Below are 22,092 nucleotides of genomic sequence, written 5' to 3'. Positions count from 1 at the left end.
ATACAAATAATTAACAAACAATCTGACGGGCCGTTTTACCATAAAAAATTCAACAAATCTTCATATCACATTGTGAAGAAAGTGTGCAGTTCGCGGGCAAGCGCCTGCGGTTGCTCCTCGGGAATAAAATGACCGCTGTTGGCGATAATAATTCCGGTCACGTTTTCGGCGAAAGCACGCAGTGGCACGGCCATATCCGGGATAGACCCCTGATCGGCACTCACTGCCAGCAACGGCACCTGTAATTTTCCCTGACTGTTCAGCTCACGGTTTTGCTCAGCGGAAACCATGACGGAACGGTAGTACGCCAGCCCGGCACGCAGCCCGCCGCTTTTGAGGAATACGCGTAAATACTCGCTGATATCCTCATCGGTAAAAGCATCCGGCGCTGCGGTTTTTCTGCGCAAAAACCAGTCCAGATAAATGCGTTCGTTGCCGGAAATCAGCGCTTCGGGCAGATCAGGCAGAGTGTGGAACGCAAAGTGCCAGGTCTTCCATGATTTATCCGGCGTGACCGGCAGCGCATCCGGCAGGGTAATTCCTGGGATCCCGGCATCGAGCAGCGCCAGGCGTTTTACCTCAGTCCGGTACAGCGCCGCATACGGATAAGCCACCCAGGCACCGACATCGTGGGCGACCAGAAAATAGCTTGTGTGACCGAGAGTTTGCATCAGCCCGTGAGTTTTCTGCGCCAGACTCTGCGTGTCGTAACCGGTTTCTGGCCGGTCGGAATCCCCCTGACCCGGTAAATCAGGTGCCACCAGCCAGAAATGCTCCTTCAATTCCTGCATGACATGACGCCATGCAAACCAGCTCTGCGGAAAACCGGCCAGCAGCAGCAGAGCTTCGCCGTCCTGATTTCCGCCACACACGTAATGCATTCGTACGCCGTCAACGGTGGCGTAATGATGATGAAATCCGGCAAGTGTGGCATCAGGCGTACTGAAGGGCGCGGTGGTTACCGGAACGGAAGGCAGACTATGAGTCATGGTGTTTCTCCTTTAATATTTATTAGGAAATAAATATTTCCTAAATGGAAAAAAATTTTTAGTCGAGGATTTTTAATGACAGTTCAAGCGTGGCGCTGGCGGAATGATTATTCTCTACTTTCCCCGCGACACGCATTCCCAGCACGATGTAGAGCATCAGCGTTGACGCGGCTTCTGCATCAATTACGGCTGAGACCGAGCCGTCAAGTTGCCCCTGTTCGATAAGTGAGATCAGAAATGCTTTATTGCGGGTAATTGCCTGACGAACCAGCGCGGCGACTTCGTCATCGAAGGTCAGCAATTCAACCGTTCCCGCGACAACCAGACAACCCCGGCGGCCTTCAATTTCATGCGCGGACTGAAGGTAAAAGCGCAGCACTTCGGCAATGCGTTCGCGCCCGGTCGTGACTCTCTCAATCTGCTGGCGCAACTGCGCATTGCGCAGCGAGGTGTAGCGTTCAAACACGTTGAGAAACAGGGTGCGTTTATCGGTAAAAGCTTTGTAGATGCTGCCCGCCGTCAGTTTCATCGCCTGACTCAGGTCGCTCACTGAAGCGGCATGGAAGCCTTTTTCACGAAATACCGTCATGGCATTATCGAGCGCCAGACCGGTGTCGAACTCACGCGGACGTCCGCGCTCTTTAGGTGCTGAAGTGTGCATAAAGGCCGCCACCATTAGGAAACGTTAATTTCCTAATGGTGGCATGCGAATGTCATACTGGCAAGCGAAGCAAATCCTTCACACCGGGATAACCCGCTCGTCATATTCCTTCTGGGCTTCTGCCAGACGGCTGCCGTGTGCTGTTGACCAGGCCACCAGCGCAGTAAACGGATGCTGAAGTGTGCGGCCAAGCGGCGTAATTGAATATTCCACCGCTACCGGAGAGGAGGTGATCACCCGCCGGTGGATCAGCCCGTTCCTTTCCAACCTTCGCAAAGCCTCGGTCAGGGCTTTATGGGTGATGGGGTCAAGCCGGCGTTTTATGGCGTTAAAACGCGATGGTTCAGTGCATAAAACACAGAGGATCAGCACTGACCATTTGTTGGCAATTTGTTCAAGAATGGGCCGCGTGGCATTGATATCTGAAAATATTTTTTCGGGAGAATCAGGCATGAGGTTTCCTCTGGTATATCTGCGCTACACAAGGTGCGTAATTGACAGTAGATATACGCAATGTATCTTCTTTGGTCAAACACCGACCAACACGAAAGGGTACAAAAATGCAGAAACTTCAGGGTAAGGTCGCCGCGATCACCGGCGGTAACAGCGGTATCGGTTTTGCGATAGCACAGCGTTTTGTCAGTGAAGGTGCGTATGTTTTCATTATGGGACGACGTCAGGCGCAACTGGACGAGGCGCTGTCAGTGCTGGGGGAAAATGCAGAAGCAGTACAGGGAGATGTCACAAAGCCAGACGATTTAGCGCGCCTTTTTGAGACGGTAAAAACCCGCAAAGGCAGGCTGGATATCCTGGTGCCGAATTCAGGAATTTCGGAATATGCGCCGCTGGAAGCGATTTCGGCAGAACACTTCGATCACATTTTCGGGATCAATGTCCGCGCCACATTGTTTACCGTGCAGGCGGAGTCTGAATTGGTTGTGTAATCAATTGAGTTAATTCGAATAATTTATAGTTCAACTTTTCTTAGGTGCCTATTTGGGTGCCTAAAAGTTTTTACTCCTTTTAAAGGATAAAAGAAGACGATCTCGAGACTGTGCGTGGCGATTCAAAGTTGAGTCGTCACACTGAAAAACAGACTTGACCAGCTCACCATTGAGTAATACACCAAAACTTAAGTTGCACCCTCACCTGTTGTGTCAACGACGGTCATTTCCTCTCCTCTCTTAGAGCGGACCAGCCTACCCCAATTCTGGCCGCTATGTGCCAAGAGCGGACATTTAACCGAAGCATCAACGTCTGGTGAAGATGCTGGCTATAGAAACAACAAAAGCGCCAAAAGGCGCTTTTGTTGTTGGGCAAACACACTACTAAATTCATGTATCTGACCGCATTCTGCATATGTATTATGTAAGTACAGGGAATAACATACGCGTTCATTACGATAAACTTTACCAGTAGAGGGGGGACTTTGCAACTACACAACAATCTCGCTATCGAAGCCTACATATCTAAGGCTCGACTTAAATCGTACGTTGCTCTAACAAACAATGCCACTCTTGGAGAGTGCATCGGAGCCTATGTCTGGAACAAACGCGTAGGCGCTGCACTTTTCCCTCTCTTGCAATGCCTTGAGGTAACCTTGAGAAACGGCATTCATAATGCAGCCTCTACCCACTTTAACAACCCGGCTTGGTTTGATCCATTAACGAAGCTAGCTGGACATGATTATTTTAACTCCTTCATGATCCAATATCCTCATTTGGCGAATAATTTCTATCGAAAAGGCATCACCAGCGGAAGCCGTCAGAACAAAAAGGTATGGACATCACGGCATGAAAGCATGCTGAAACAAGCAAAAGACAAGTTGAACAGTGGTCATAAGCCTCAGCATGCAGATGCAATTGTTGCAGAACTGATGTTTGGCTTTTGGGTTGGCATGTTTGAGAAAAACTATCATGATCTCAATACATCTGATCGATTATGGCCACATTTAGAACCGATGGTTTTTCCCAATTTATTGCCGTCAGAGCGCCGACATGGAGGTATTCATAATAAATTTTTACCTATCAAAGAGTTGCGAAATAGAGTTGCACACCATGAACCTATCTGGAAGCACGCTTCTGTTGGAAATAGTGTCGCCGCAATCAAAATGCTGAAAGCAATAATCGATGATATAGTCTTCTTCATTAATGGAATTAGCCGCGAGCGCGCAGAAATGTTGCATGAATCTGGTATCGAAGGCATGGCTCGAGCAATTTGCCGTAAAGAATCACTTGATTTTTACCTTACCGGACGAGTTTCTAAGGAAATATCGTTAAGACGTTTGAAAAGGGACTTACACCGTCATATTGACGGAAAAAGCATTTTTCCGTTTTCGTTTAGTAACGCGGGCAAAGAAACGGTCCTTCTCAACTTCAATATTTAAACTGATATCATGGATTGTCAGACTAGATGATAGATGTATTGATTTAGCCATGGGGCTTTATAAGTTTCCCGCATAACCTTACTATTTACTTTTAGACTACATATGGCAATCCAACTTCCGCTCCTCGCTCATAGCAGACCTCGCGACGCTACAGGCGGTCCGCTTCGTGCCTAGAGCCGACATTGCTCGCATCACTATGTATTAGTTGATCGGCAACTGGTCTCCACAGTTTAGTTTACAGATCCCCCTTTGATAACGGTTAAAGGCGAGAAGGTATTTAATATTATTATTTGCACGATGATATAAGTTCTTTCAATTTTTCTAAATCTAATTCGTTGTTTTTAAAGCGATGTACCATAGCATGGCAATTGGGACATAGCGGTATCAGATCATGTTCTGGATTGACCTTATAACGCTTTCCTATCATGTTCAAAGGAATGATATGATGTACATGGATAAAACTTTTCCCGTGGTCACCATATTTCTTTTCAAAATCAAAATCACAAGCTTTACATTTACAACCATGAATCCTAATGCATTCTTCTCTAGCATCTTTATTTCGTTCATAAGAATTTACAGCCACTACATTTCGAGTCCCTTCAAAATACTCTTCTTCTGCACCTATTTCATCAGGTAAGTAGTCGAATGCATCTCGGTATGCATACCAAGATTCTCCATCATGTTTTATGTGAGCTTTTAAAATATTATCACTAATTTTTCCTATTTTTGGTTCATCTTCATCATCACTAATATTTTCTTGATGAAAGATATATAGGCTATATCCTTGATCTAATAATTTCAAATGCTCGATTGCTTGAGAGTATCCAGGTTGTCGACGATTGTTTTTATATTTCCAATCTTTATGCATTATCAATGATTTATCATTGTCAGTATTGAAATCCCACGCACCAAAGATAACCATTTTTTCTTCATGGTTGGTAAATGACCAACTCCAGTTCCAGTTATTGCAAGTCGCACCTTTAGATAATATAAATTGCTTACGTGATTCGCTCATGCGAGAGGCCTTTATATGAATTTTTCGTATTTTATCCTTACACTATGCCAGCATTAGGATTGGGACACAATAAACTATGCCTCCCAATTTCAAGCAGACCTGCCTCGTTAATTAATACATCGTGATGTTAGTAATGCCTTAATCAGTTGTGAGAACAATTGCTAACTTCCGCTCCTCGCTCAAAGCTGACCATTCACATCAGCATGTTTGCTTCGCGCCAAAAGAGGAAATTTTATAAATTGTATTAGGTAAAACGCTACGATATTTTTTTCATCTGAGATGCAGATACTTTGTTCGGTTCACAGAACCTCAACAACCTCAAATTCTTCTGCGATCAGCTCCATTTCATCAGAAAAATAACCTTCACGAGTAAAAAACTTCTGATGCTCGTTCTGCCAATACTCAAGGCTCATATCACCTTCACCTTCCTTTCGGGCAAAGTCGGCGGTAACATCACAAAAACGCACTAGTCGCATCGAAACCAATCTGATAACGCACACTGGTATATCCTGACTATCAAGGATGATGTTATAACTCCCAATCCTAGGTGCATATTCTTCTTGCTGGTAAGTTGCAAAAGAACCGCATGAGGCCGTTTTAATCCCTTTTATAATAAGGTCTGCAAGTTCGTTGGCCAGTTCTGGGCTATCACCAAATTGCCAAGCATTCGCGTTTGGATACTTCACCTTTAATTCATCAACCGCACACATTTAAAGCCCTCTTAATCACATATAAAAAGAAATTTCATAATTGTTTTGAGCATGAATTGCCAGAAAATTTACATTGAAGCTCTCATATTACTTTCTTCGTCCGCTCTTCGCTCACAGCAGACCTTCAGCGTCACGTGTTTGTCTGCTGTGTGCCAAGAGCGGACATCATCCCTGCAGCCGTGATTTATATTTTATGAACAAGTGACAGATGACATTGAACCCTCTTGCGTTTCAATAAATTTAAAAATTTCATTTATTGATGCTTTGTCAGGCTTGTTAAATTCACTCAAATGATCTCCCTTCCCAAGGGTCATCGATAAACCATATTGTTGCGCTATCTCAGCCATAGGCGAGTTATAAGGGTCGTTGGCACCGGCCCAAAGTAAAATTGGTGTCTTATAAGGAAAAAAAGCTTCTTTTTTTTCAGAATACTTTCTTAATTCATTGAAAAAGCATCTGACACTTTCTTGATCGTCCTGCGAAAGCCCAGATGTAAGCTCTGGTGCTGTGCTCCTTGCATAAGACATAAACATATCAAAACTAAGTTTGCCTTCAGGCGTTTCCGGAAGGCCATTCTTTAAATCCCAACCGCCTAAAACGACAGAATGCAGCCGTTCCGGATGGTGGTTTAGCAGTCCTAATGCTGCCCATGCGCCAGAGGAATAACCAATAACATGCGCTTTCTCATAGCCCAGCTCATCCATAATTTTCACAATGGATAATGCCTGATTTTGTTGTGTATATAATTCTGGCACTGACGATTTTTCGCTTTCGCCGTGACCTAAAAGGTCGGGGCAAACCACGTGAAAAAAAGGACTAAATAAGGAGGTTAATCCATTGTTTCGCCACGATTTCCCATCCATTAGAAGACCGTGAAGCATTATAACCAGTGGGCCTTTTCCCTCTGCAACATATGACAATTGCGGTGCTCCTGACGTAGATAGCATATGTGTCCCTACAAATTTAGAGTGGACAGAAAGCATACACGTTTCTAGACAAGAATCTCAATGACTAATGGTATAACTTCCGCTGTTCGCTCACAGCGGACCTTCAGCTTCGTTAACACGTCCGCTCCGTGCCAGAAGCGGAAGTTGAGAGATTCTGGCAAGAACTCGTAGCGTGGCAACATTTTGGCAACCGGTTCCCCAGGGTAGAAACCGATTTAGTTAACTATGGCACGTGTGTTAATCAACGGGGAAGAGGTCAGAATAAACAATAAATCCAGCTATATGGTTGTTAAATACTATCTTTCTGATCTTGACGAAAATAAAAATAAGCTCAGTTTAATTAGTATTATTTGAAATTCAATGCAGAATAATATCGTTGTGTTTAGGCTTCAGTCCACTCCGCGCTCTTAGCAGACCTGATGATTTCCTACCGACTACTGTGTACCAGATAAGGAACATTTCTCATCAAAAATTATTGGACCATTATTTTACCGGGAAAGATATTAGCTAAAAAATTGAGCCGCAGGCAACGATATATTGAATTAACCTGTGGCTCTTTAGCATTAGAGGTACATGCTCATCGGGATGCCTTGTCCTACCTCAAGAGCTGCTTTACCCATCCATGTATCATGAACAACAAATCCATATTTTTCAAAATGCTTTTTGAGTGGTATGTCAGCAGCGGTAAGATATATTTCCTGAATACCTTCTTGCTTACAATACTGTATGGCATTCTCCAGAAGCTCGGCGAAAAGCCCGAGGCCATGATACTCCTGGAAGTCATATTTTTGAGGGGTTACAGGTTCATATGGATTGACTAGCATTACATCGACGATCATTAAAATATTAGGGTAGGTGTGTGCTAATATGTGACCTGCTCCCCGTTGATTAGTACATCCCGATATTAGTAATGTCTTCATAAGCCACATGAGGACATCCCCATGAAGAAGCGTTTTTCCGACGAACAGATCATCAGTATTCTCCGCGAGGCCGAAGCCGGAGTATCCGCCCGTGAACTCTGCCGCAAGCACGCCATTTCCGATGCCACGTTTTACACCTGGCGTAAGAAGTATGGCGGTATGGAGGTGCCTGAGGTTAAGCGCCTGAAGTCGCTTGAAGAAGAGAACGCCAGACTCAAGAAGCTGCTTGCCGAAGCCATGCTGGATAAGGAGGCGCTTCAGGTGGCTCTGGGGCGAAAGTACTGACGACAGACCAGAAGCGGGAAGCCGTGGTGTTGATGTGTGATGCGACCGGTCTGTCGCAACGTCGTGCCTGCAGACTCACAGGTTTATCCCTGTCGACCTGCCGCTATGAGGCTCAGCGTCCGGCTGCAGATGCACATTTATCAGGGCGCATCACTGAGCTGGCACTGGAGCGCAGGCGTTTTGGCTACCGTCGCATCTGGCAGTTGCTGCGCCGTGAAGGGCTTCATGTTAATCATAAGCGCGTGTACCGGCTTTATCACCTCAGTGGCCTGGGCGTAAAACGCAGAAGACGTCGTAAAGGGCTGGCAACAGAACGTCTGCCGCTGCTCCGTCCGGCGGCGCCCAATCTGACCTGGTCGATGGATTTCGTCATGGACGCATTGGCCACCGGTCGCAGGATCAAGTGCCTTACCTGCGTGGACGACTTCACGAAGGAATGCCTGACGGTCACTGTTGCCTTTGGGATTTCAGGCGTGCAGGTCACGCGTATTCTGGACAGCATTGCGCTGTTTCGCGGCTATCCGGCGACGATAAGAACTGATCAGGGCCCGGAATTTACCTGCCGCGCGCTCGATCAATGGGCCTTTGAGCATGGCGTGGAGCTGCGGCTTATCCAGCCCGGCAAGCCGACACAGAACGGATTTATTGAGAGTTTTAACGGACGCTTTCGCGATGAATGCCTGAATGAACACTGGTTCAGTGACGTCAGTCATGCCAGGAAAACCATCAGTGAATGGCGTCAGGATTATAATGAGTGCCGCCCGCACTCCGCGCTGAATTATCAGACGCCGTCTGAATTTGCGGCGGCCTGGAGAAAGGGTAATTCTGAGAGTGAAGGATCCGACATTACTAAGTGAGCGTTGTATCTAATCCTGGGGGCAGGTCAGTACAGTCTGAGCGGGACGTGCAAACTAAACTGCGTGGATCCAGAAGGCTACCTCTACTATGTGCTTGACGTCATCGCCGACTGGCCAGTAAACCGGGTCAGCGAACTGCTATCCTGGCGCATCACACTGCCAACTGAATAACACATTCCCGTCAATACGGCCCTCGGTGTACGCTTACTATCAGTGGAAATGGATCTATTTACAAACTCTCACCACTAAATTATTTCTAGTGGTGAGAGAGGGTGTTTAACTAAGACGTTCAAATAAAAAAATCTTATGAATAATGACATTGTGAACGCAAATTATTTTATGCTATTGCCTCGAAATATATGGGGGCTGATGTACAAGTCAAACGTTCTCATCTTCGATGATAAGGCCCTGCTTAATTGCCATTTCTTTATTTAATATTGAAATGTTTAATTTGTTGATCTTGAATGCACCTAGTATATGCTTGCATTGCATGCGAAGTGCATCTGAAATTGGTTGTAACCATTCTGATTTAAAATTAGGTATAACCAATCTGAAGTGAATATTCATTGATGACCAGTTGATATTTCTAAACTTTTCTGGTAAGCAGTCAGCTACATTTGGGTTTCGGTTGCAATGCGTAGAAAGTAGGATTAATAGGCTGTCAGTAAATTTCTGATATATGTCTTTGAGATTCATTGCGAAGTCATCAGTACTCTCTGGTTTCGAAAATGATGATTTCGCCTCAACAAATATCATCGAGGAAATATGATCTCTAATCCAGATGAATTCTACAGCTTTTGCATCAGGAACAAAATTTGTAACTTTTTCGATTTGAAATATATCGATTTCTTCGAATGGCCCGAATTTTACTCCCGATTCAACGATTTCCATTATCTAAAACTCCCGGTAAATTCATCTTCGAAAAGTCTTACGGATTCATTAATTATTTCATTATCAGGCAACCCATCTTTTAACAAGCAAGATTGTGTCCAAGTTCCTTCATTTGATGCTGTGAAGGTAGGAATTTCCATTTGCTCTTTGTTGGCGATTAATAACAGTTTTTTTATAACAAAATAAGAGTGTGATGCAATGAAAAACTGAATGCCAGCATTGGCTAGGGTTTGTATTATGTCAAGCAATTTGGTAATCGCTGTAGGATGCAATGCTGACTCCGGTTCATCAATAAATATGATGGAGTCTTTATCAAGATATCTGTTTCCCAGAAGAGAGTCTAATATTGCAATTTTTTTTACACCTTCTGCGGCTAAAGTGATCGAAAACTTGCTTTTACCTTTTTTATATATCCAGTTTTTACTTTTGACATCAAATTCAACTTTCCCATCAAACATACCTTCTAAGTTTTGTCTGGACATAGCGAAAGCATCACTATTTCTTCCTCTTTGCAATGGGATTTTGAGTGCAGCCACTAAATCGGAATATGTGGAGTCGAAACCAAATATTTTGTCAATCTCCACTGTTTTATGGATTACGTCCATTAGAGAAAGCACCTCTTTTGGGGGGAGAAATACAGAGTTTGAAGTACGAGGCGTCAGGTTATTGTGTTGAGGTATGACTTTTTTGGTGGTTTCTGAGGTAAAGCCGAATACAAGGGAGGAGTGATCACTGAGTGTAATAGATGCGTTTAATTTTTTACCCTGACCTTTAGAGACTATGTCTCCGATTTTTTCTGTTTGAAATGTCCAGTATATTTTCTCACTAAGAACTTCAGAGAAATCTCTTATTGAATTTCCACGTGCATATTCTTCATGACTACGTATGGCGCTATATAGAGCTTTGAGCAAAAATGTTTTTCCCGTGCTGTTTTTGCCTAAAAATAAATTTATCTTACCTAAGGCCTTTCCTTCTACTGTTGTTATCGGTCCAAAGTTATCAAGTTTAAATTTATCAATCATCATGTACCTCTTTTAAAGACTGTTAATCGTTGTAAATATATCTGTCTTAATGCTTCATTGTTAATGAAGAACCTTACTAGCTTAATTACATCAGCCAATTATAAAGAATCAATGAGCTTGATGGTTTAGCAATCGCTACTTCTATACTGTACCACTCTGTTAGAGTCTCGTTTCTGCTACCAGAATGCACGCTTCAACTTTAGTAGATCTTAACGGTAGTCTGAACAAATGGCTAGCTTGATGTCGTGGAGTTTACCAGTTAGCAGTGCAGTACGATCTTGATGTTAGTAATATTCCCTTTCGACTTAAACAGAACAAGAAAGAACAAAGAATATGATTTAGCTTATGTGTCTTTCTGTCCTATAGCTCAAAACGATTATCCAACTAACCGCATTACTTTTACTCCCCCCTCAATGATACTTCCACGATCCGCAGCCATCACAAAATCGGCCCACCATTGCATCATCGGACGACGTTGTTCAAGGTAATCACTGCGGTTATAAGCGCGACGTACCTCATTCTTATCAACATGGGCCAATGCTGCCTCAATGACATCTGGCGGAAAGCGTTGCTCATTTAGGGCTGTACTGGCAATAGATCGCAGACCGTGTGAAACGAGCACTCCACCAAAACCTGCGCGTTTTAGCGAGGCGTTCACGGTTTGACTATTCATTGGCTGATTAGGTTTGATACGGCTGGGAAATATGAATTCCCGATTGCCACTTAACGGCTTCATCATTTCCAAAACAGCTATTGCCTCATCTGACAAAGGAACTGTGTGGTCACGGTTCATCTTCATGCGCGATGCAGGGATCGTCCATTCTCGTGCCTCCATGTCTACCTCATCCCAACGAGCCTCAGCCGCTTCAGCAGGGCGGGTGATGGTAAGAAGCTGCCACATGAACAGACACCTTGTTGAAAGGCTAATGCTGGCCGTTCGCATCGTCTGCATTAACTGAGGCAGCTGATCCGGACGAATACTGGGCATGTTTTTCTTCTGCGGCTTCTCGAATGCCTTGCCAATATTGACACTGGGAACAGCATCAATCAGCCCCGTGTTTTGGGCATAGATCATGACCTCATTGATGCGTTGGCAAAGGCGACGAACAGTTTCCAGTGCACCTCTGGCTTGTACTGGTTGCACAGCCTGAACCAGCGTATGAGCTTTGATATCTGTAACGCTAACGTCACCAATCGCAGGAAAGATATCTCTCTCAAGAGAGCGCCAGATATCTTCTGCATAGTCCTCGGTCACACTGGCTTTTTTCACATTCCACCAACGTTCAGCTACGAGCTGGAATGTATTGGTTTTAGCTTCAAGCGAACTGCGCAGTTGTTCTTGTTGATGCTCCTGAGGATCGATCTGTTTCGTCAGAAGAGAACGAGACTCTGCACGATAGTTTCGGGCATCAGCAAGGGTAACTGACGGGTAGGGGCCAATACTCTTCTTTGCACGTTTCTTGGTGACAGGGCGAATGTAGCGAAATTGCCAGATTTTACTCCCGCTGGATTTGATCAGTAGCTCAAGGCCATCGCCATCATAGAGCACATAGTCCGCTTCCTTGGGTTTGGCAGATTCGATTTCCTTAACGGAGAGAGGTTTAGTTTGTCTTGCCATTGCCGGGTTTCCATAGTTTTAGGCACCTCAAAAATAATAAAGCTTTATGAGGTGCCTAACAAGGTGCCTAAAAGGTTCGGATTTAATTAGTTCAGTTCGGACTTCGCGGGACAAATTGAGGGCACAAAAAAGCCCGCAGGGCTTGCGCCGTGCGGGCTCTTAGGACTTCATCGGATGACTCTGGTAATCACCGATGGAGAATTTTGGTGGAGCTGGCGGCAGTTGAACTGATGTCCGAAGGCGGATCCATTGTAATGATTGGCTCAATTGCCGGTTTTATCGGCACAGCCGGTTATGGCGTTTATGGCGCGTCCAAGGCTGCAGTGCGTTCCTATTCTCGCACCTGGACACGTGAACTTTCGGGCAAAGGGATACGGGTTAATACGCTCAGCCCCGGCCCGATTGATACGCCAATGTTTGATGATGTTTCTGATGAAGTCAGGAAAACGCTGACTGCACTTATCCCGCTGGGACGTTTGGGAAAACCGGAAGAAGTGGCGGCAGCTGCGTTTTTCCTTGCATCAGATGAAAGCAGCTACATCACCGGAGCCGAACTGTGCATCGACGGCGGTATGAGTCAGGTTTGAGCAAAAAAAAACGACCTCCGGTGAGGTCGTTATTGTTCGCAAAACAATTATCAGCAAAGAGTTACCAGCGCAGTTTACGACCGGAATATTCCACGAAGTGATGGCCGCCTTTACCCGATAACGCTTCGAACTGATCGACAATGCCGGTCGAACTTTCTTCAATGGTCAGGGTTGCACTTTCACCACCCATGTCGGTTTGTACCCAGCCCGGATGCACGGAAAGCAGCGTCACTTCCTGTTTTTCTGTCTGTTCCTGCAAACCACGCGTCAGCATATTCAGCGCGGCTTTGCTGGCGGAATAAAGCGGATACGTTGCCACTTCGTTCTCATTGAGGCTGGAAAGTTCAGACGTCATCAATGCCAGCACGCCGGTGCGGTGGTTTAACAGCGGCAACAATTGCGCGGCGCAACGGACGGGGGAGATGGCGTTAGTCAAAAACAGCTGAATGATTTCTTCATCGCTGGCCTGATGAATATCCTGATGATCCGGACCAAAAACGCCTGCATTCACAAAAATCAGATCAAAATGGCTGGCGGAGAGCGCGTCTTTTACCGCTTCCCGCGCTTCGGATTTATTGATGTCCAGTTTTACCCATTCAACAGAGGCGGGGGCTTTTGCCGGAACGGCATCACGCGTCGTCGCTGTCACCTGCCAGCCGCGTTTTGTCAGTACGTCCACCACACCCAAACCGATACCGCGCGATGCGCCGATGATCAATGCTTTCTTAGAGTCAGTCATATTCATCCTTTTTTAATCAATGCGTTAACATCAGTTTATTGTTTTCTTTAATTCTGTAAATCTGTTTCGTGTTAATGGCAGTATGACTGTGCAACATGGCGACAACAATGGGCTGGAGTCTGATTTTCCCTGCCGGATTTTTAACCCAAACGCTTATCGCGACAGTTATCGTGACTGAACTCCCAAAACTAAGACAAGTCACAGGATAATTATTTTGTAAACGATTACTTTTTGAAAGTGATATTTGTAATCGATTACTTTATGTGAGGCTAAAATGATGTCAGCATCAGAAAGTAGTGAAAAAAGTCATGTGCAATACCGGCTGTTGGTTCCACGGTTATCGCTGATGATGTTTCTGCAATTCTTCATCTGGGGCAGCTGGTCGGTGACGCTGGGGCTGGTGATGGCTAATCACAATATGTCGTTGCTGATCGGGGATGCTTTTTCGGCAGGGCCGATTGCCTCAATTTTGTCGCCGTTTGTGCTGGGGATGCTGGTGGACCGATTTTTCCCGTCGCAAAAAGTGATGGCGGTGATGCATCTGGCGGGGGCAGCGATCCTCTGGTTTGTTCCGCAGGCATTAATCAGCGAAAACGGCACGCTGCTGATAACCCTGCTGTTCGGTTACACCCTTTGTTATATGCCGACGCTGGCGCTGACCAACAATATTGCTTTTCACAGCCTGAAAAATATCGATAAAAGTTTTCCGGTCGTGCGCGTGTTCGGCACCATTGGGTGGATTGTGGCGGGGATCTTCATCGGTGTTACCGGCGTGTCGGCCAGCGTAAATATATTCTGGGTGGCAGCGATGTGTTCCGTGGTGCTGGCGGTTTACAGCCTGACCCTGCCGCATACGCCAGCGCCCGCCAAAGGACAGCCGGTTGCGTTACGCGATTTGCTGTGTGCCGATGCCTTTGCGTTACTTAAAACACGTCACTTTTTCGTGTTCTCCCTGTGCGCCATGCTGATTTCAGTGCCTCTCGGTACTTACTATGCTTACACCGCATCGTATCTGGCGGACGTCGGGATAGGTGATGTCAGTACCGCGATGTCGTTCGGCCAGATGTCAGAAATCTTCTTTATGCTGGTCATTCCGCTGCTGTTCCGGCGCCTGGGCGTAAAGTACATGCTGCTGATCGGCATGCTGGCCTGGTTTGTGCGCTATGCCTTCTTTGCGCTGGGCGTCAGCGAAGAAGGCCGGTTCCTGCTGTATCTCGGTATCCTGCTGCACGGCGTGTGTTATGACTTCTTCTTTGTCGTCGGTTTTATTTATACCGACCGCGTTGCCGGGGCAAAGGTTAAAGGCCAGGCGCAGAGCATGATCGTGATGTTCACTTACGGTATCGGTATGTTGCTGGGCTCGCAGATTTCCGGCGCGCTTTACAACCATCTGGTTGCAGGGCAAACGCTGCCGCAGGCGTGGATAACGTTCTGGTGGATCCCGGCGATGTCAGCGGCGGTGATTGCGTTAATTTTCCTCTTCTCATTCCGTTATCAGGAAAGTGAGAAAGTCTGATTTCTTTTGGAGTTGCAATGAAAACGATTAAAGGACCGGGCATTTTTTTGTCCCAATTCATCGGATCGGAACCGCCGTTTAATACCTTAGAGGGGCTGGCCGGATGGGCCGCCTCGCTCGGTTATAAAGCGTTGCAGGTACCTTGTAATCATCCGCACATTTTTGATCTGCAAAAGGCTGCCACCAGCCAGGCCTATTGTGACGAAATCACCGGGATGCTGGCGGGTCACGGATTGGTGATAAGCGAACTTTCCACGCATCTGGAAGGGCAGCTTATTGCTGTTCATCCGGCTTATGACCTGGCGTTTGACGGCTTTGCACCGGAGGCGGTGCGCGGTGATCCGACGGCACGGCAGGCATGGGCAATCAATGCCTTAAAACAGGCGGCATCTGCCTCGCAAAAACTGGGGCTGAAAGCGCACGCGACGTTTTCCGGTTCACTGGCATGGCCGTACTTTTATCCGTGGCCGCCGCATAATCAGGTTTTGTTAGAGGAAGCTTTTCAGGAACTGGCGCAACGCTGGCTGCCGGTTCTCGACTGTTTCGATGCGCATGGCGTGGACGTTTGTTTTGAAATACATCCGGGTGAAGACTTGCATGACGGTGCGACGTTTGAACATTTTCTGGCGCAGGTGAATCACCATCCGCGCTGCAATATTCTTTTCGACCCAAGCCATCTGCGCCTGCAACATATGGACTATCTGGCGTTTATCGACCGTTACCATGCGCGCATTAAAGCTTTCCACGTGAAGGATGCCGAATTCGCCGCCAGCGGCCGCAGCGGTGTTTACGGCGGTTACCAGAACTGGGCCGACCGTGCCGGACGTTTCCGTTCGCCGGGGGATGGCGATATCAATTTTAAAGGGATTTTCAGCAAGCTTGCGCAATACGATTACGACGGATGGGCGGTGCTGGAGTGGGAATGCTGCCTGAAAGACGGGGAAACCGGCGCACGTGAAGGGGCTGAATTTATCCGCCGTAATATCATTCCCGTTGCTGACCGCGCGTTCGATGATTTTGCTGCCGGTGAAAACGACCGGGCCAGCGCCCGGCGGATGCTCGGGCTTTAATTCATGCCGCCGGTAAACTGTGATAGCCTCTGAAAAAATAGCTGACCGCAGGATGTGTTGTCGTTATGTCCATTCAGAAAATTGCCAAACTGGCCGGTGTCTCGGTGGCGACGGTTTCCCGTGTGCTGAACAACAGTGACTCCGTAAAAAGCAAAAACCGCGAACGCGTGCTGGAAGCCATCAGGGAAAGCAACTATCAGCCTAATCTGTTAGCCCGACAGCTGAGAACCTCCCGAAGCTCAATGATTCTGGTGATGGTTTCCAACATTGCGAACCCGTTCTGCGCCGACGTGGTGAAAGGTATTGAAGAAGAAGCGGAGATGAACGGTTATCGCATTCTTCTGTGCAACTCGGGTTCTGATATCGAACGCTCTAAATCGAGCCTCGGGTTGCTCTCGGGCAAAATGGTGGACGGCATCATTACGATGGATGCGTTCTCCAGATTGCCGGATCTGAGCACCATGATTGGCCAGACCCCGTGGGTGCAGTGCGCCGAATACGCCGACGCCGGTGACGTTTCCTGTGTCGGGATCAACGACACTGACGCCTCGGAATTCGCCATCCGGCACCTGCTTGAACGCGGATGCAAACGCGTGGCTCTCATTAATCACGATCTGAGTTACAAATATGCTCAGTTGCGTGAGCGCGGCTATAAAAGCGTGCTCAGCCAGCAGGGAAACGACTTTGAAGCCATTGAATATGCCAGCGAACTGAGTTTTCACGCGGGCAGGTCAGCGATGGAGAATTTACTGCGAGCCCCCCTAAAACCCGATGCGGTGTTTGCGGTTTCCGATACGCTGGCGGCAGGCGCAATGCGTGCCATTGATGACGCGGGAATGAAAGTCCCGCAGGATATCGCGGTGATAGGTTTTGACGGTACGGAACTGGCGGAAATGGTATCGCCGCAACTGACCACCATTGAACAGCCTTCGCGTGATATCGGTCGTCATGCCGTGTCGTTGTTGCTTCGAAAAATAGATAATCCCGAAGCGCCTGCAGAGCGACTGATGATGGGCTGGCGCTTTATTGCACGTGCCAGTGCCTGAGTAATACGAAAAATCAGGCCGCGCCGGAAACCGGAACGGCCTGTATCCCCCCCTATCAGCACTTATTTCTTGCCATGACGCTTCTGATATTCTTCGCACTGAGTGATCAGTTTCTCTGCTGAAGTTTTCAGCGCATCCAACATCAGGTCGTTATATTCGACAAAGAAACGGGTGGCTTTGGTATTCGACTTCATTTCTCCGATAACAGAGATTTCATTGGTCAGTTTGACTTTTGTTTCATCAATACTGGTATTGGCTTTTTTCACCTGCGCGGAAAGTTCGGTGAAGAATTTTTTCACTGATTCCAGTTTTTTCCTGAGCTCGGGGATCATTTTCCCTTCCACCACACCGCTGGCAATCGAATAAGAAATCAGCAATCCGAAAGGCCCGAGAACCAGCCCGGCTGCCGCACCAGCGTAGGCTTCTTTGCGTAGTTTACTTACCTGATTTTCGAAATATTCGCTCTTCTCGTTAAAGTCGTTCGAGAGCTGGCTATCGAGTTGCAGCAGCTTTCCTGAGGCTTCATTGAAACTCAGCGAACTTTCTCCCAGAGATTTTTGCGCGGCATCCATTTTGGTGATGCCATCGTCCAGTACCTTGATCAGTATGGCTTTTTGCGCTTCGGCTTTCTGCTCGTTGTACTCCTTAAACAGGGCCAGATAAGCCTGCAACAACTGAGTGCTCATTCCGCACCACTCATAAACAGACTGAGTGGCGGTGAAGTATTTGTCCTGACTTGTCATCAGTAACGTTTTGACTTCACCGACCAGAACAGAACTTTTTTGAGAATAGTCATCTTTAAAGCGACTTAATTCTTCGATAGTTTTCTGGAAAGTATTCCAGGGGATCACCTGGTCCAGAACTTTATTATAAAGATCTAACGCTTTATCTGCGGCATCAATGGAATCTTTGATGACTTGCACGGTTTTTGCTGGATCGGTCATATAACACCTCATGCTGTGATAACAGGGATGAATAAATAAATCAGGCCACCGGATGAGTGACATGAAAATTATAGTGTCGTTATTTAATTGGTTATTTTATTTTCGCTATTTTCAAACCGGAAATAATTAAATTAACCCTATTTTTATGAATTCACTTGGAAAGTTATCTGGTATAGGCCATCTGGCCGTTTGATTTATTTGTTATGCGAAGATATACGTTAAATGGCTTTTCGTAATGCCCGGTTTAAATATTTCCTGCCAGCAGGCAGGGTGATTTTATCTGGTTACTCAATAAGGTAGGTTTCTCATGACAACAATCACACTGGTTCAGGCTTCAGCACATGGGGCAAATCAAATACATCAGATGACAGCACAACCTATGAATGTCGTTATCACAGGCCTGCAGGGTGGGAATATTCAATATTCCTGTACTAATGTCCTGGGCACTCTCCGGGGGGCACAATTTGTTGAGATCACTTACGACGCCAGTGTTCGTGGTAATCCGCATGAACGGGTAAATGTCAGCTCTGTGATCCTTTAGTTTTACTTGTGAATTTGCCCATCAAAATATACTGGCAGAATATTTCTGTCAGTATATTGGCATGGAGAAGGGTAATTAAGAATATCGTCGTGCTTTTTTCTAATTCACTGCGCAATCGCCTTCCCGCATTTTTATTGTCATCCCTGTCACACGTGAAGTATTGTTGTTCGCTCATACAGAGTGTAAAGGGATAAAAAGCATGATCGCCTTTAAATGGTTTAGCCTCGGGTTTGTCCTCGTTTTACTGCTGTCTTTCGGATACAGCTACGCCAAAGCCTCGCAGACCCGTGAAGAACCCGCAGGGCAAAGCTGGTCTACGGCGCGACGGGATTCCGCCGGGATCGCACCGGATCCGGCAAAACTCAAAAGTACCGCCATTGTGCAGATTTATGCCGCACCGACTTATGGCTGGCGCGGGCTGGTCGCCGTGCATCCGTGGATTATTTTTAAGCGGGAAGGGGAAACTGAGTTTACCCGTTATGACGTTATTAGCTGGGGCAGTACCAACGTGGTTCGCCGCAATTACGCCATTCCCGATGGCTACTGGTTTGGTTCGCAGCCAAGAGTGTTGGTTGATCACCGTGGCGCACAGGCGCAATTGATGATCCCAAAAATAGAAGCCGCCATTAAAAGCTATCCTTATCCGCATACTTATCACGCCTGGCCGGGGCCAAACAGTAATACGTTTATGGCGCATATTGGCCGTGAAGTGCCGGAACTTGAACTGGATATGCCGTCGAATGCGATTGGTAAAGATTACCGGGGGATCACCAATCCGATTGGTTTGCCGCCTTCGGGACGTGGTGTTCAGGTGTCATTCCTCGGCGTTCTCGGCGTCACGCTTGGCGTGGAAGAAGGCCTGGAAGTCAACGTGCTGGGGCTTAATCTGGGTATTGATGTGAAAAACCCGGCGCTGCGCCTGCCGTTTGTCGGGCGCGTCGGATTTGATAATCCGGGCAAAGCGGAGCTATAACGACGTTTGGGGCCATCAGAACCAAAACACAGGCTAGCAAGGAGGCAACCCTCCTGCCAGTATGGTCAGGCTTTTCATCCGATAAACCAGAGGATCTTTGCGTGACCGTTCCAGTGATAAGACGCAGCTTGTTGATGTGGACCATCCTGATGCTGATGGCTCTGATTATTCCCACGAGTGTGCAGCTGCGCCAACAATGGCAAAAATTTAACCGTGCTTTTGGTGACGCAGCAAATTGAATATGCTGAAGCTCACGGCAACAGCGCGCAAACAAGCGGGCTCAAAAAAGCCCTGAGTGAAATTGAAGAGCATTGCACGAATGCCAACCTGACCGCAGAGCGTCAGGAAAAGGTGCGAGAGAAGCAGAGCAAGGTGACAGAGCGCGAAGCCGATCTGCGCGAAGCCCAGGCGAGCGGCAGCGCTAAGAAAATTGCCAGGCAGCAGGCTAAGCATGAAAGCGCGAAGCAGGAACTTAAAGCAGCGCAGGATGCTTTGAGCGAGTGACCATTCGTTAAAGCGTTACTACCGCAGCACGGATTTATTGCCCGAAAAAAAGGCCCGCCATTTCTGGCAGGCCTTTTGTCTTTCAGGGAATGCTTACTTCACGCATTTTGCGCAGGTGCTGGCATGGATTTGCTGGAAGAAATCGTTGCCTTTGTCATCCACCAGGATGAACGCCGGGAAGTCTTCGACTTCGATTTTCCAGATGGCTTCCATACCCAGTTCAGGATATTCCACGCATTCCAGGCTCTTGATGCTTTGCTGAGCCAGAACCGCTGCCGGGCCGCCGATACTGCCCAGATAGAAACCACCGTGTTTGTGGCACGCGTCGGTGACTTGCTGGCTGCGGTTGCCTTTGGCCAGCATGATCATGCTGCCGCCGTTGGATTGCAGAAGATCCACATAGGAATCCATGCGTCCTGCGGTGGTCGGTCCCAGAGATCCGGAAGCATAACCTTCAGGCGTTTTCGCCGGACCTGCGTAGTAGATCGGGTGATCTTTGATGTACTGCGGCAAACCTTCGCCGTTATCCAGACGCTCTTTCAGTTTGGCGTGCGCGATGTCACGGCCCACGATGATCGTACCGCTCAGGGACAGGCGGGTAGACACCGGATATTCAGAAAGCTGTGCGAGGATTTCTTTCATCGGACGGTTCAGGTCAACCTTCACCACACCGGCTTCGCCCTGCTGACGCAATGCTTCAGGAATGTACTTGCCCGGATTTTCTTCCAGTTTTTCGATCCAGATACCGTCGCGGTTGATTTTGGCTTTGATGTTACGGTCTGCGGAGCACGAAACGCCCATACCGACCGGACATGACGCGCCGTGACGTGGCAGACGCACGACGCGGATATCGTGGGCAAAGTATTTGCCACCGAACTGTGCGCCCAGACCGAGGTTGTTGGCCTCGACCAGCAATTCCTGTTCCAGATTTACATCGCGGAACGCCTGACCGTGTTCGTTACCTTCTGTAGGCAGACCGTCGTAGTAATGGGTGGAAGCCAGTTTCACGGTTTTCAGCGTCGCCTCAGCGGAAGTCCCGCCAATGACGAACGCGATGTGGTACGGCGGACAGGCAGCGGTGCCCAGCGTGCGCATTTTCTCAACCAGATAATCTTTCAGCTTAGCCGGTGTGATCAGCGCTTTGGTTTCCTGATACAGGTAGGTTTTGTTGGCAGAACCGCCGCCTTTGGCGATGCACAGGAATTTATACTCGTCGCCGTCCACGCTGTAGAGGTCGATTTGTGCAGGCAGGTTGGTGCCGGTATTCACTTCTTTATACATATCCAGCGCGGCATTCTGAGAATAGCGCAGGTTATCTTCAATGAAGGTGTTGTACACGCCCTGAGACAGGCTGGCTTCGTCGCCGCCGCCGGTCCACACGCGCTGGCCTTTTTTGCCCATGATGATCGCGGTGCCGGTGTCCTGACAGGTTGGCAGAATGCCTTTGGCCGCGATTTCAGAGTTGCGCAGGAATTGCAGCGCAACATATTTGTCGTTTTCGCTCGATTCAGGGTCGTGAAGAATGGACGCCACTTGTTGCTGATGCGCAGGGCGCAGCATGAAAGAGGCATCGTGGAACGCCTGCTGTGCCAGAAGAGTCAGCGCCTGGGGTTCCACTTTTAATACTTCTTCGCCGTCAAAATTGCTGACAGAAACGTGATCTTTGGTCAGCAGGTAATATTCGGTGTCATCTTTAGAAACGGGGAAGGGATTTTGATAATAGAACGGTTTGTTCGACATTGTTTTCTCACTTTTTCCGTTTTTGCCGCCACGGACGGGACTGTTGACTCGGTATTGCAGAGGTATTCGGGGCGACGTTTATATTCGTTCTGTATGTTGCCAGCCAAGTACACAGGCTGGCAACGGGGTTT

General features: G+C 47.5%; 21 protein-coding genes and 2 pseudogenes. 10 read left to right on the top strand and 13 right to left on the bottom strand.

Annotated features, from left to right (window positions below):
* Nucleotides 1-65: 65 nt before the first annotated feature.
* The 3 genes from J1784_RS18420 to J1784_RS18410 form a co-directional block, all read right to left on the bottom strand.
* On the bottom strand, nt 66-989 hold the full coding sequence (locus J1784_RS18420; RefSeq protein ID WP_217150377.1) for an alpha/beta fold hydrolase: 924 nt from the start codon (nt 987-989) through the stop codon (nt 66-68).
* A 58-nt stretch (nt 990-1,047) separates the two neighbouring features.
* Nucleotides 1,048-1,650, bottom strand: a complete 603-nt coding sequence (locus J1784_RS18415) for a TetR/AcrR family transcriptional regulator (RefSeq protein ID WP_238485588.1) — start codon at nt 1,648-1,650, stop codon at nt 1,048-1,050.
* A gap of 78 nt (nt 1,651-1,728) precedes the next feature.
* Nucleotides 1,729-2,103 (bottom strand): winged helix-turn-helix transcriptional regulator, encoded by a 375-nt coding sequence (locus J1784_RS18410; protein ID WP_217150375.1) that lies wholly within the window; start codon nt 2,101-2,103, stop codon nt 1,729-1,731.
* Nucleotides 2,104-2,210: 107 nt separating this feature from the next.
* On the opposite strand from J1784_RS18410, the gene J1784_RS18405 reads away from it, so the two are divergent.
* Together J1784_RS18405 and J1784_RS18400 are read left to right on the top strand one after the other, a co-directional pair.
* Complete coding sequence (locus J1784_RS18405; RefSeq protein ID WP_217150374.1) at nt 2,211-2,594, top strand: SDR family NAD(P)-dependent oxidoreductase; 384 nt, start codon at nt 2,211-2,213, stop codon at nt 2,592-2,594.
* A gap of 485 nt (nt 2,595-3,079) precedes the next feature.
* Nucleotides 3,080-4,036 (top strand): Abi family protein, encoded by a 957-nt coding sequence (locus J1784_RS18400; RefSeq protein ID WP_217150373.1) that lies wholly within the window; start codon nt 3,080-3,082, stop codon nt 4,034-4,036.
* Nucleotides 4,037-4,322: 286 nt separating this feature from the next.
* Here J1784_RS18400 and J1784_RS18395 read toward each other — a convergent pair whose 3' ends face one another.
* From J1784_RS18395 to J1784_RS18380, 4 genes are all read right to left on the bottom strand, one after another.
* The gene (locus J1784_RS18395; RefSeq protein ID WP_217150372.1) at nt 4,323-5,051 is read right to left on the bottom strand and encodes an HNH endonuclease; all 729 of its coding nucleotides are present in this window, start codon (nt 5,049-5,051) and stop codon (nt 4,323-4,325) included.
* Between the two features lie 299 nt (nt 5,052-5,350).
* Nucleotides 5,351-5,761 carry an ASCH domain-containing protein gene (locus J1784_RS18390; protein ID WP_112165756.1) on the bottom strand — a complete coding sequence of 137 codons (411 nt, stop codon included), beginning with the start codon at nt 5,759-5,761 and terminating at the stop codon, nt 5,351-5,353.
* A gap of 191 nt (nt 5,762-5,952) precedes the next feature.
* The gene (locus J1784_RS18385) at nt 5,953-6,681 is read right to left on the bottom strand and encodes an alpha/beta fold hydrolase (protein WP_238485587.1); all 729 of its coding nucleotides are present in this window, start codon (nt 6,679-6,681) and stop codon (nt 5,953-5,955) included.
* A 590-nt stretch (nt 6,682-7,271) separates the two neighbouring features.
* Complete coding sequence (locus tag J1784_RS18380) at nt 7,272-7,637, bottom strand: GNAT family protein (RefSeq protein WP_217150370.1); 366 nt, start codon at nt 7,635-7,637, stop codon at nt 7,272-7,274.
* Nucleotides 7,638-7,649: 12 nt separating this feature from the next.
* Between J1784_RS18380 and J1784_RS18375 the strand changes: the two genes are divergently transcribed.
* Nucleotides 7,650-8,770, top strand: a protein-coding gene (locus tag J1784_RS18375) for an IS3 family transposase (protein WP_217150369.1) whose coding sequence is annotated in 2 segments (ribosomal slippage) — nt 7,650-7,908 and nt 7,908-8,770 — 1,122 coding nt in all. Because the reading frame shifts where the segments join, the coding sequence is not laid out codon by codon here.
* Between the two features lie 18 nt (nt 8,771-8,788).
* Nucleotides 8,789-8,941, top strand: a pseudogene (locus J1784_RS18370) (transposase domain-containing protein); the annotation flags it as partial.
* 207 nt (nt 8,942-9,148) lie between these two features.
* On the opposite strand, the gene J1784_RS18365 reads toward J1784_RS18370, so the two are convergent.
* The 3 genes from J1784_RS18365 to J1784_RS18355 form a co-directional block, all read right to left on the bottom strand.
* A complete protein-coding gene (locus J1784_RS18365) occupies nt 9,149-9,661 on the bottom strand; it encodes a hypothetical protein (RefSeq protein WP_217150368.1) in 513 nt (170 codons plus the stop codon).
* Nucleotides 9,661-10,686, bottom strand: coding sequence for an ATP-binding protein (locus J1784_RS18360; RefSeq protein ID WP_217150367.1), 1,026 nt, complete (start codon nt 10,684-10,686; stop codon nt 9,661-9,663). Before J1784_RS18360 ends, J1784_RS18365 begins: the two co-directional genes overlap by 1 nt.
* Before the next feature lie 373 nt (nt 10,687-11,059).
* On the bottom strand, nt 11,060-12,301 hold the full coding sequence (locus J1784_RS18355) for an integrase (RefSeq protein WP_217150366.1): 1,242 nt from the start codon (nt 12,299-12,301) through the stop codon (nt 11,060-11,062).
* A gap of 185 nt (nt 12,302-12,486) precedes the next feature.
* Here J1784_RS18355 and J1784_RS18350 point away from each other — a divergent pair.
* A pseudogene (locus J1784_RS18350) lies at nt 12,487-12,888 on the top strand (SDR family oxidoreductase); the annotation flags it as partial.
* A gap of 61 nt (nt 12,889-12,949) precedes the next feature.
* On the opposite strand, the gene J1784_RS18345 reads toward J1784_RS18350, so the two are convergent.
* A complete protein-coding gene (locus tag J1784_RS18345) occupies nt 12,950-13,627 on the bottom strand; it encodes an SDR family oxidoreductase (protein ID WP_217150365.1) in 678 nt (225 codons plus the stop codon).
* Nucleotides 13,628-13,901: 274 nt separating this feature from the next.
* Here J1784_RS18345 and J1784_RS18340 point away from each other — a divergent pair, with 274 nt between their 5' ends.
* The 3 genes from J1784_RS18340 (at nt 13,902) to J1784_RS18330 (ending at nt 17,259) form a co-directional block, all read left to right on the top strand.
* Entirely contained in the window at nt 13,902-15,143 is a 1,242-nt protein-coding gene (locus tag J1784_RS18340; protein ID WP_217150364.1) for an MFS transporter, read from the top strand.
* Nucleotides 15,144-15,160: 17 nt separating this feature from the next.
* Nucleotides 15,161-16,213, top strand: coding sequence for a sugar phosphate isomerase/epimerase family protein (locus J1784_RS18335; RefSeq protein WP_120508780.1), 1,053 nt, complete (start codon nt 15,161-15,163; stop codon nt 16,211-16,213).
* Nucleotides 16,214-16,278: 65 nt separating this feature from the next.
* Nucleotides 16,279-17,259 carry a LacI family DNA-binding transcriptional regulator gene (locus tag J1784_RS18330; protein WP_217150363.1) on the top strand — a complete coding sequence of 327 codons (981 nt, stop codon included), beginning with the start codon at nt 16,279-16,281 and terminating at the stop codon, nt 17,257-17,259.
* Between the two features lie 62 nt (nt 17,260-17,321).
* On the opposite strand, the gene J1784_RS18325 is transcribed toward J1784_RS18330, so the two are convergent.
* Nucleotides 17,322-18,203, bottom strand: a complete 882-nt coding sequence (locus tag J1784_RS18325; protein ID WP_217150362.1) for a hemolysin E — start codon at nt 18,201-18,203, stop codon at nt 17,322-17,324.
* 740 nt (nt 18,204-18,943) lie between these two features.
* Between J1784_RS18325 and J1784_RS18320 the strand changes: the two genes are divergently transcribed.
* Both J1784_RS18320 and J1784_RS18315 read left to right on the top strand, forming a co-directional pair.
* Nucleotides 18,944-19,717 (top strand): DUF3750 domain-containing protein, encoded by a 774-nt coding sequence (locus J1784_RS18320; protein WP_120508784.1) that lies wholly within the window; start codon nt 18,944-18,946, stop codon nt 19,715-19,717.
* Between the two features lie 213 nt (nt 19,718-19,930).
* Nucleotides 19,931-20,221 carry a DUF1090 domain-containing protein gene (locus J1784_RS18315; protein ID WP_338019921.1) on the top strand — a complete coding sequence of 97 codons (291 nt, stop codon included), beginning with the start codon at nt 19,931-19,933 and terminating at the stop codon, nt 20,219-20,221.
* A gap of 93 nt (nt 20,222-20,314) precedes the next feature.
* Here the strand turns inward: J1784_RS18315 and fumA are convergent, their stop codons facing one another.
* A complete protein-coding gene (gene fumA, locus J1784_RS18310; RefSeq protein WP_120508789.1) occupies nt 20,315-21,961 on the bottom strand; it encodes a class I fumarate hydratase FumA in 1,647 nt (548 codons plus the stop codon).
* Nucleotides 21,962-22,092 lie beyond the last annotated feature (131 nt).

The organism is Rahnella ecdela (assembly GCF_019049625.1).
Taxonomy (GTDB): domain Bacteria; phylum Pseudomonadota; class Gammaproteobacteria; order Enterobacterales; family Enterobacteriaceae; genus Rahnella; species Rahnella ecdela.
The sequence above is the reverse complement of the archived record's forward strand: the minus strand, read 5'-3'. Positions and strand labels throughout refer to the sequence as shown.

Excerpts from the sequence above, each read along its gene's own strand:
- J1784_RS18420 (WP_217150377.1), bottom strand. The coding sequence starts at position 989 with ATGACTCATAGTCTGCCTTCCGTTCCGGTAACCACCGCGCCCTTCAGT.
- J1784_RS18415 (WP_238485588.1), bottom strand. The coding sequence starts at position 1,650 with ATGCACACTTCAGCACCTAAAGAGCGCGGACGTCCGCGTGAGTTCGAC.
- J1784_RS18410 (WP_217150375.1), bottom strand. The coding sequence starts at position 2,103 with ATGCCTGATTCTCCCGAAAAAATATTTTCAGATATCAATGCCACGCGG.
- J1784_RS18405 (WP_217150374.1), top strand. The coding sequence starts at position 2,211 with ATGCAGAAACTTCAGGGTAAGGTCGCCGCGATCACCGGCGGTAACAGC.
- J1784_RS18395 (WP_217150372.1), bottom strand. The coding sequence starts at position 5,051 with ATGAGCGAATCACGTAAGCAATTTATATTATCTAAAGGTGCGACTTGC.
- J1784_RS18390 (WP_112165756.1), bottom strand. The coding sequence starts at position 5,761 with ATGTGTGCGGTTGATGAATTAAAGGTGAAGTATCCAAACGCGAATGCT.
- J1784_RS18380 (WP_217150370.1), bottom strand. The coding sequence starts at position 7,637 with ATGTGGCTTATGAAGACATTACTAATATCGGGATGTACTAATCAACGG.
- J1784_RS18365 (WP_217150368.1), bottom strand. The coding sequence starts at position 9,661 with ATGGAAATCGTTGAATCGGGAGTAAAATTCGGGCCATTCGAAGAAATC.
- J1784_RS18360 (WP_217150367.1), bottom strand. The coding sequence starts at position 10,686 with ATGATGATTGATAAATTTAAACTTGATAACTTTGGACCGATAACAACA.
- J1784_RS18355 (WP_217150366.1), bottom strand. The coding sequence starts at position 12,301 with ATGGCAAGACAAACTAAACCTCTCTCCGTTAAGGAAATCGAATCTGCC.
- J1784_RS18345 (WP_217150365.1), bottom strand. The coding sequence starts at position 13,627 with ATGACTGACTCTAAGAAAGCATTGATCATCGGCGCATCGCGCGGTATC.
- J1784_RS18340 (WP_217150364.1), top strand. The coding sequence starts at position 13,902 with ATGATGTCAGCATCAGAAAGTAGTGAAAAAAGTCATGTGCAATACCGG.
- J1784_RS18335 (WP_120508780.1), top strand. The coding sequence starts at position 15,161 with ATGAAAACGATTAAAGGACCGGGCATTTTTTTGTCCCAATTCATCGGA.
- J1784_RS18330 (WP_217150363.1), top strand. The coding sequence starts at position 16,279 with ATGTCCATTCAGAAAATTGCCAAACTGGCCGGTGTCTCGGTGGCGACG.
- J1784_RS18325 (WP_217150362.1), bottom strand. The coding sequence starts at position 18,203 with ATGACCGATCCAGCAAAAACCGTGCAAGTCATCAAAGATTCCATTGAT.
- J1784_RS18320 (WP_120508784.1), top strand. The coding sequence starts at position 18,944 with ATGATCGCCTTTAAATGGTTTAGCCTCGGGTTTGTCCTCGTTTTACTG.
- fumA (WP_120508789.1), bottom strand. The coding sequence starts at position 21,961 with ATGTCGAACAAACCGTTCTATTATCAAAATCCCTTCCCCGTTTCTAAA.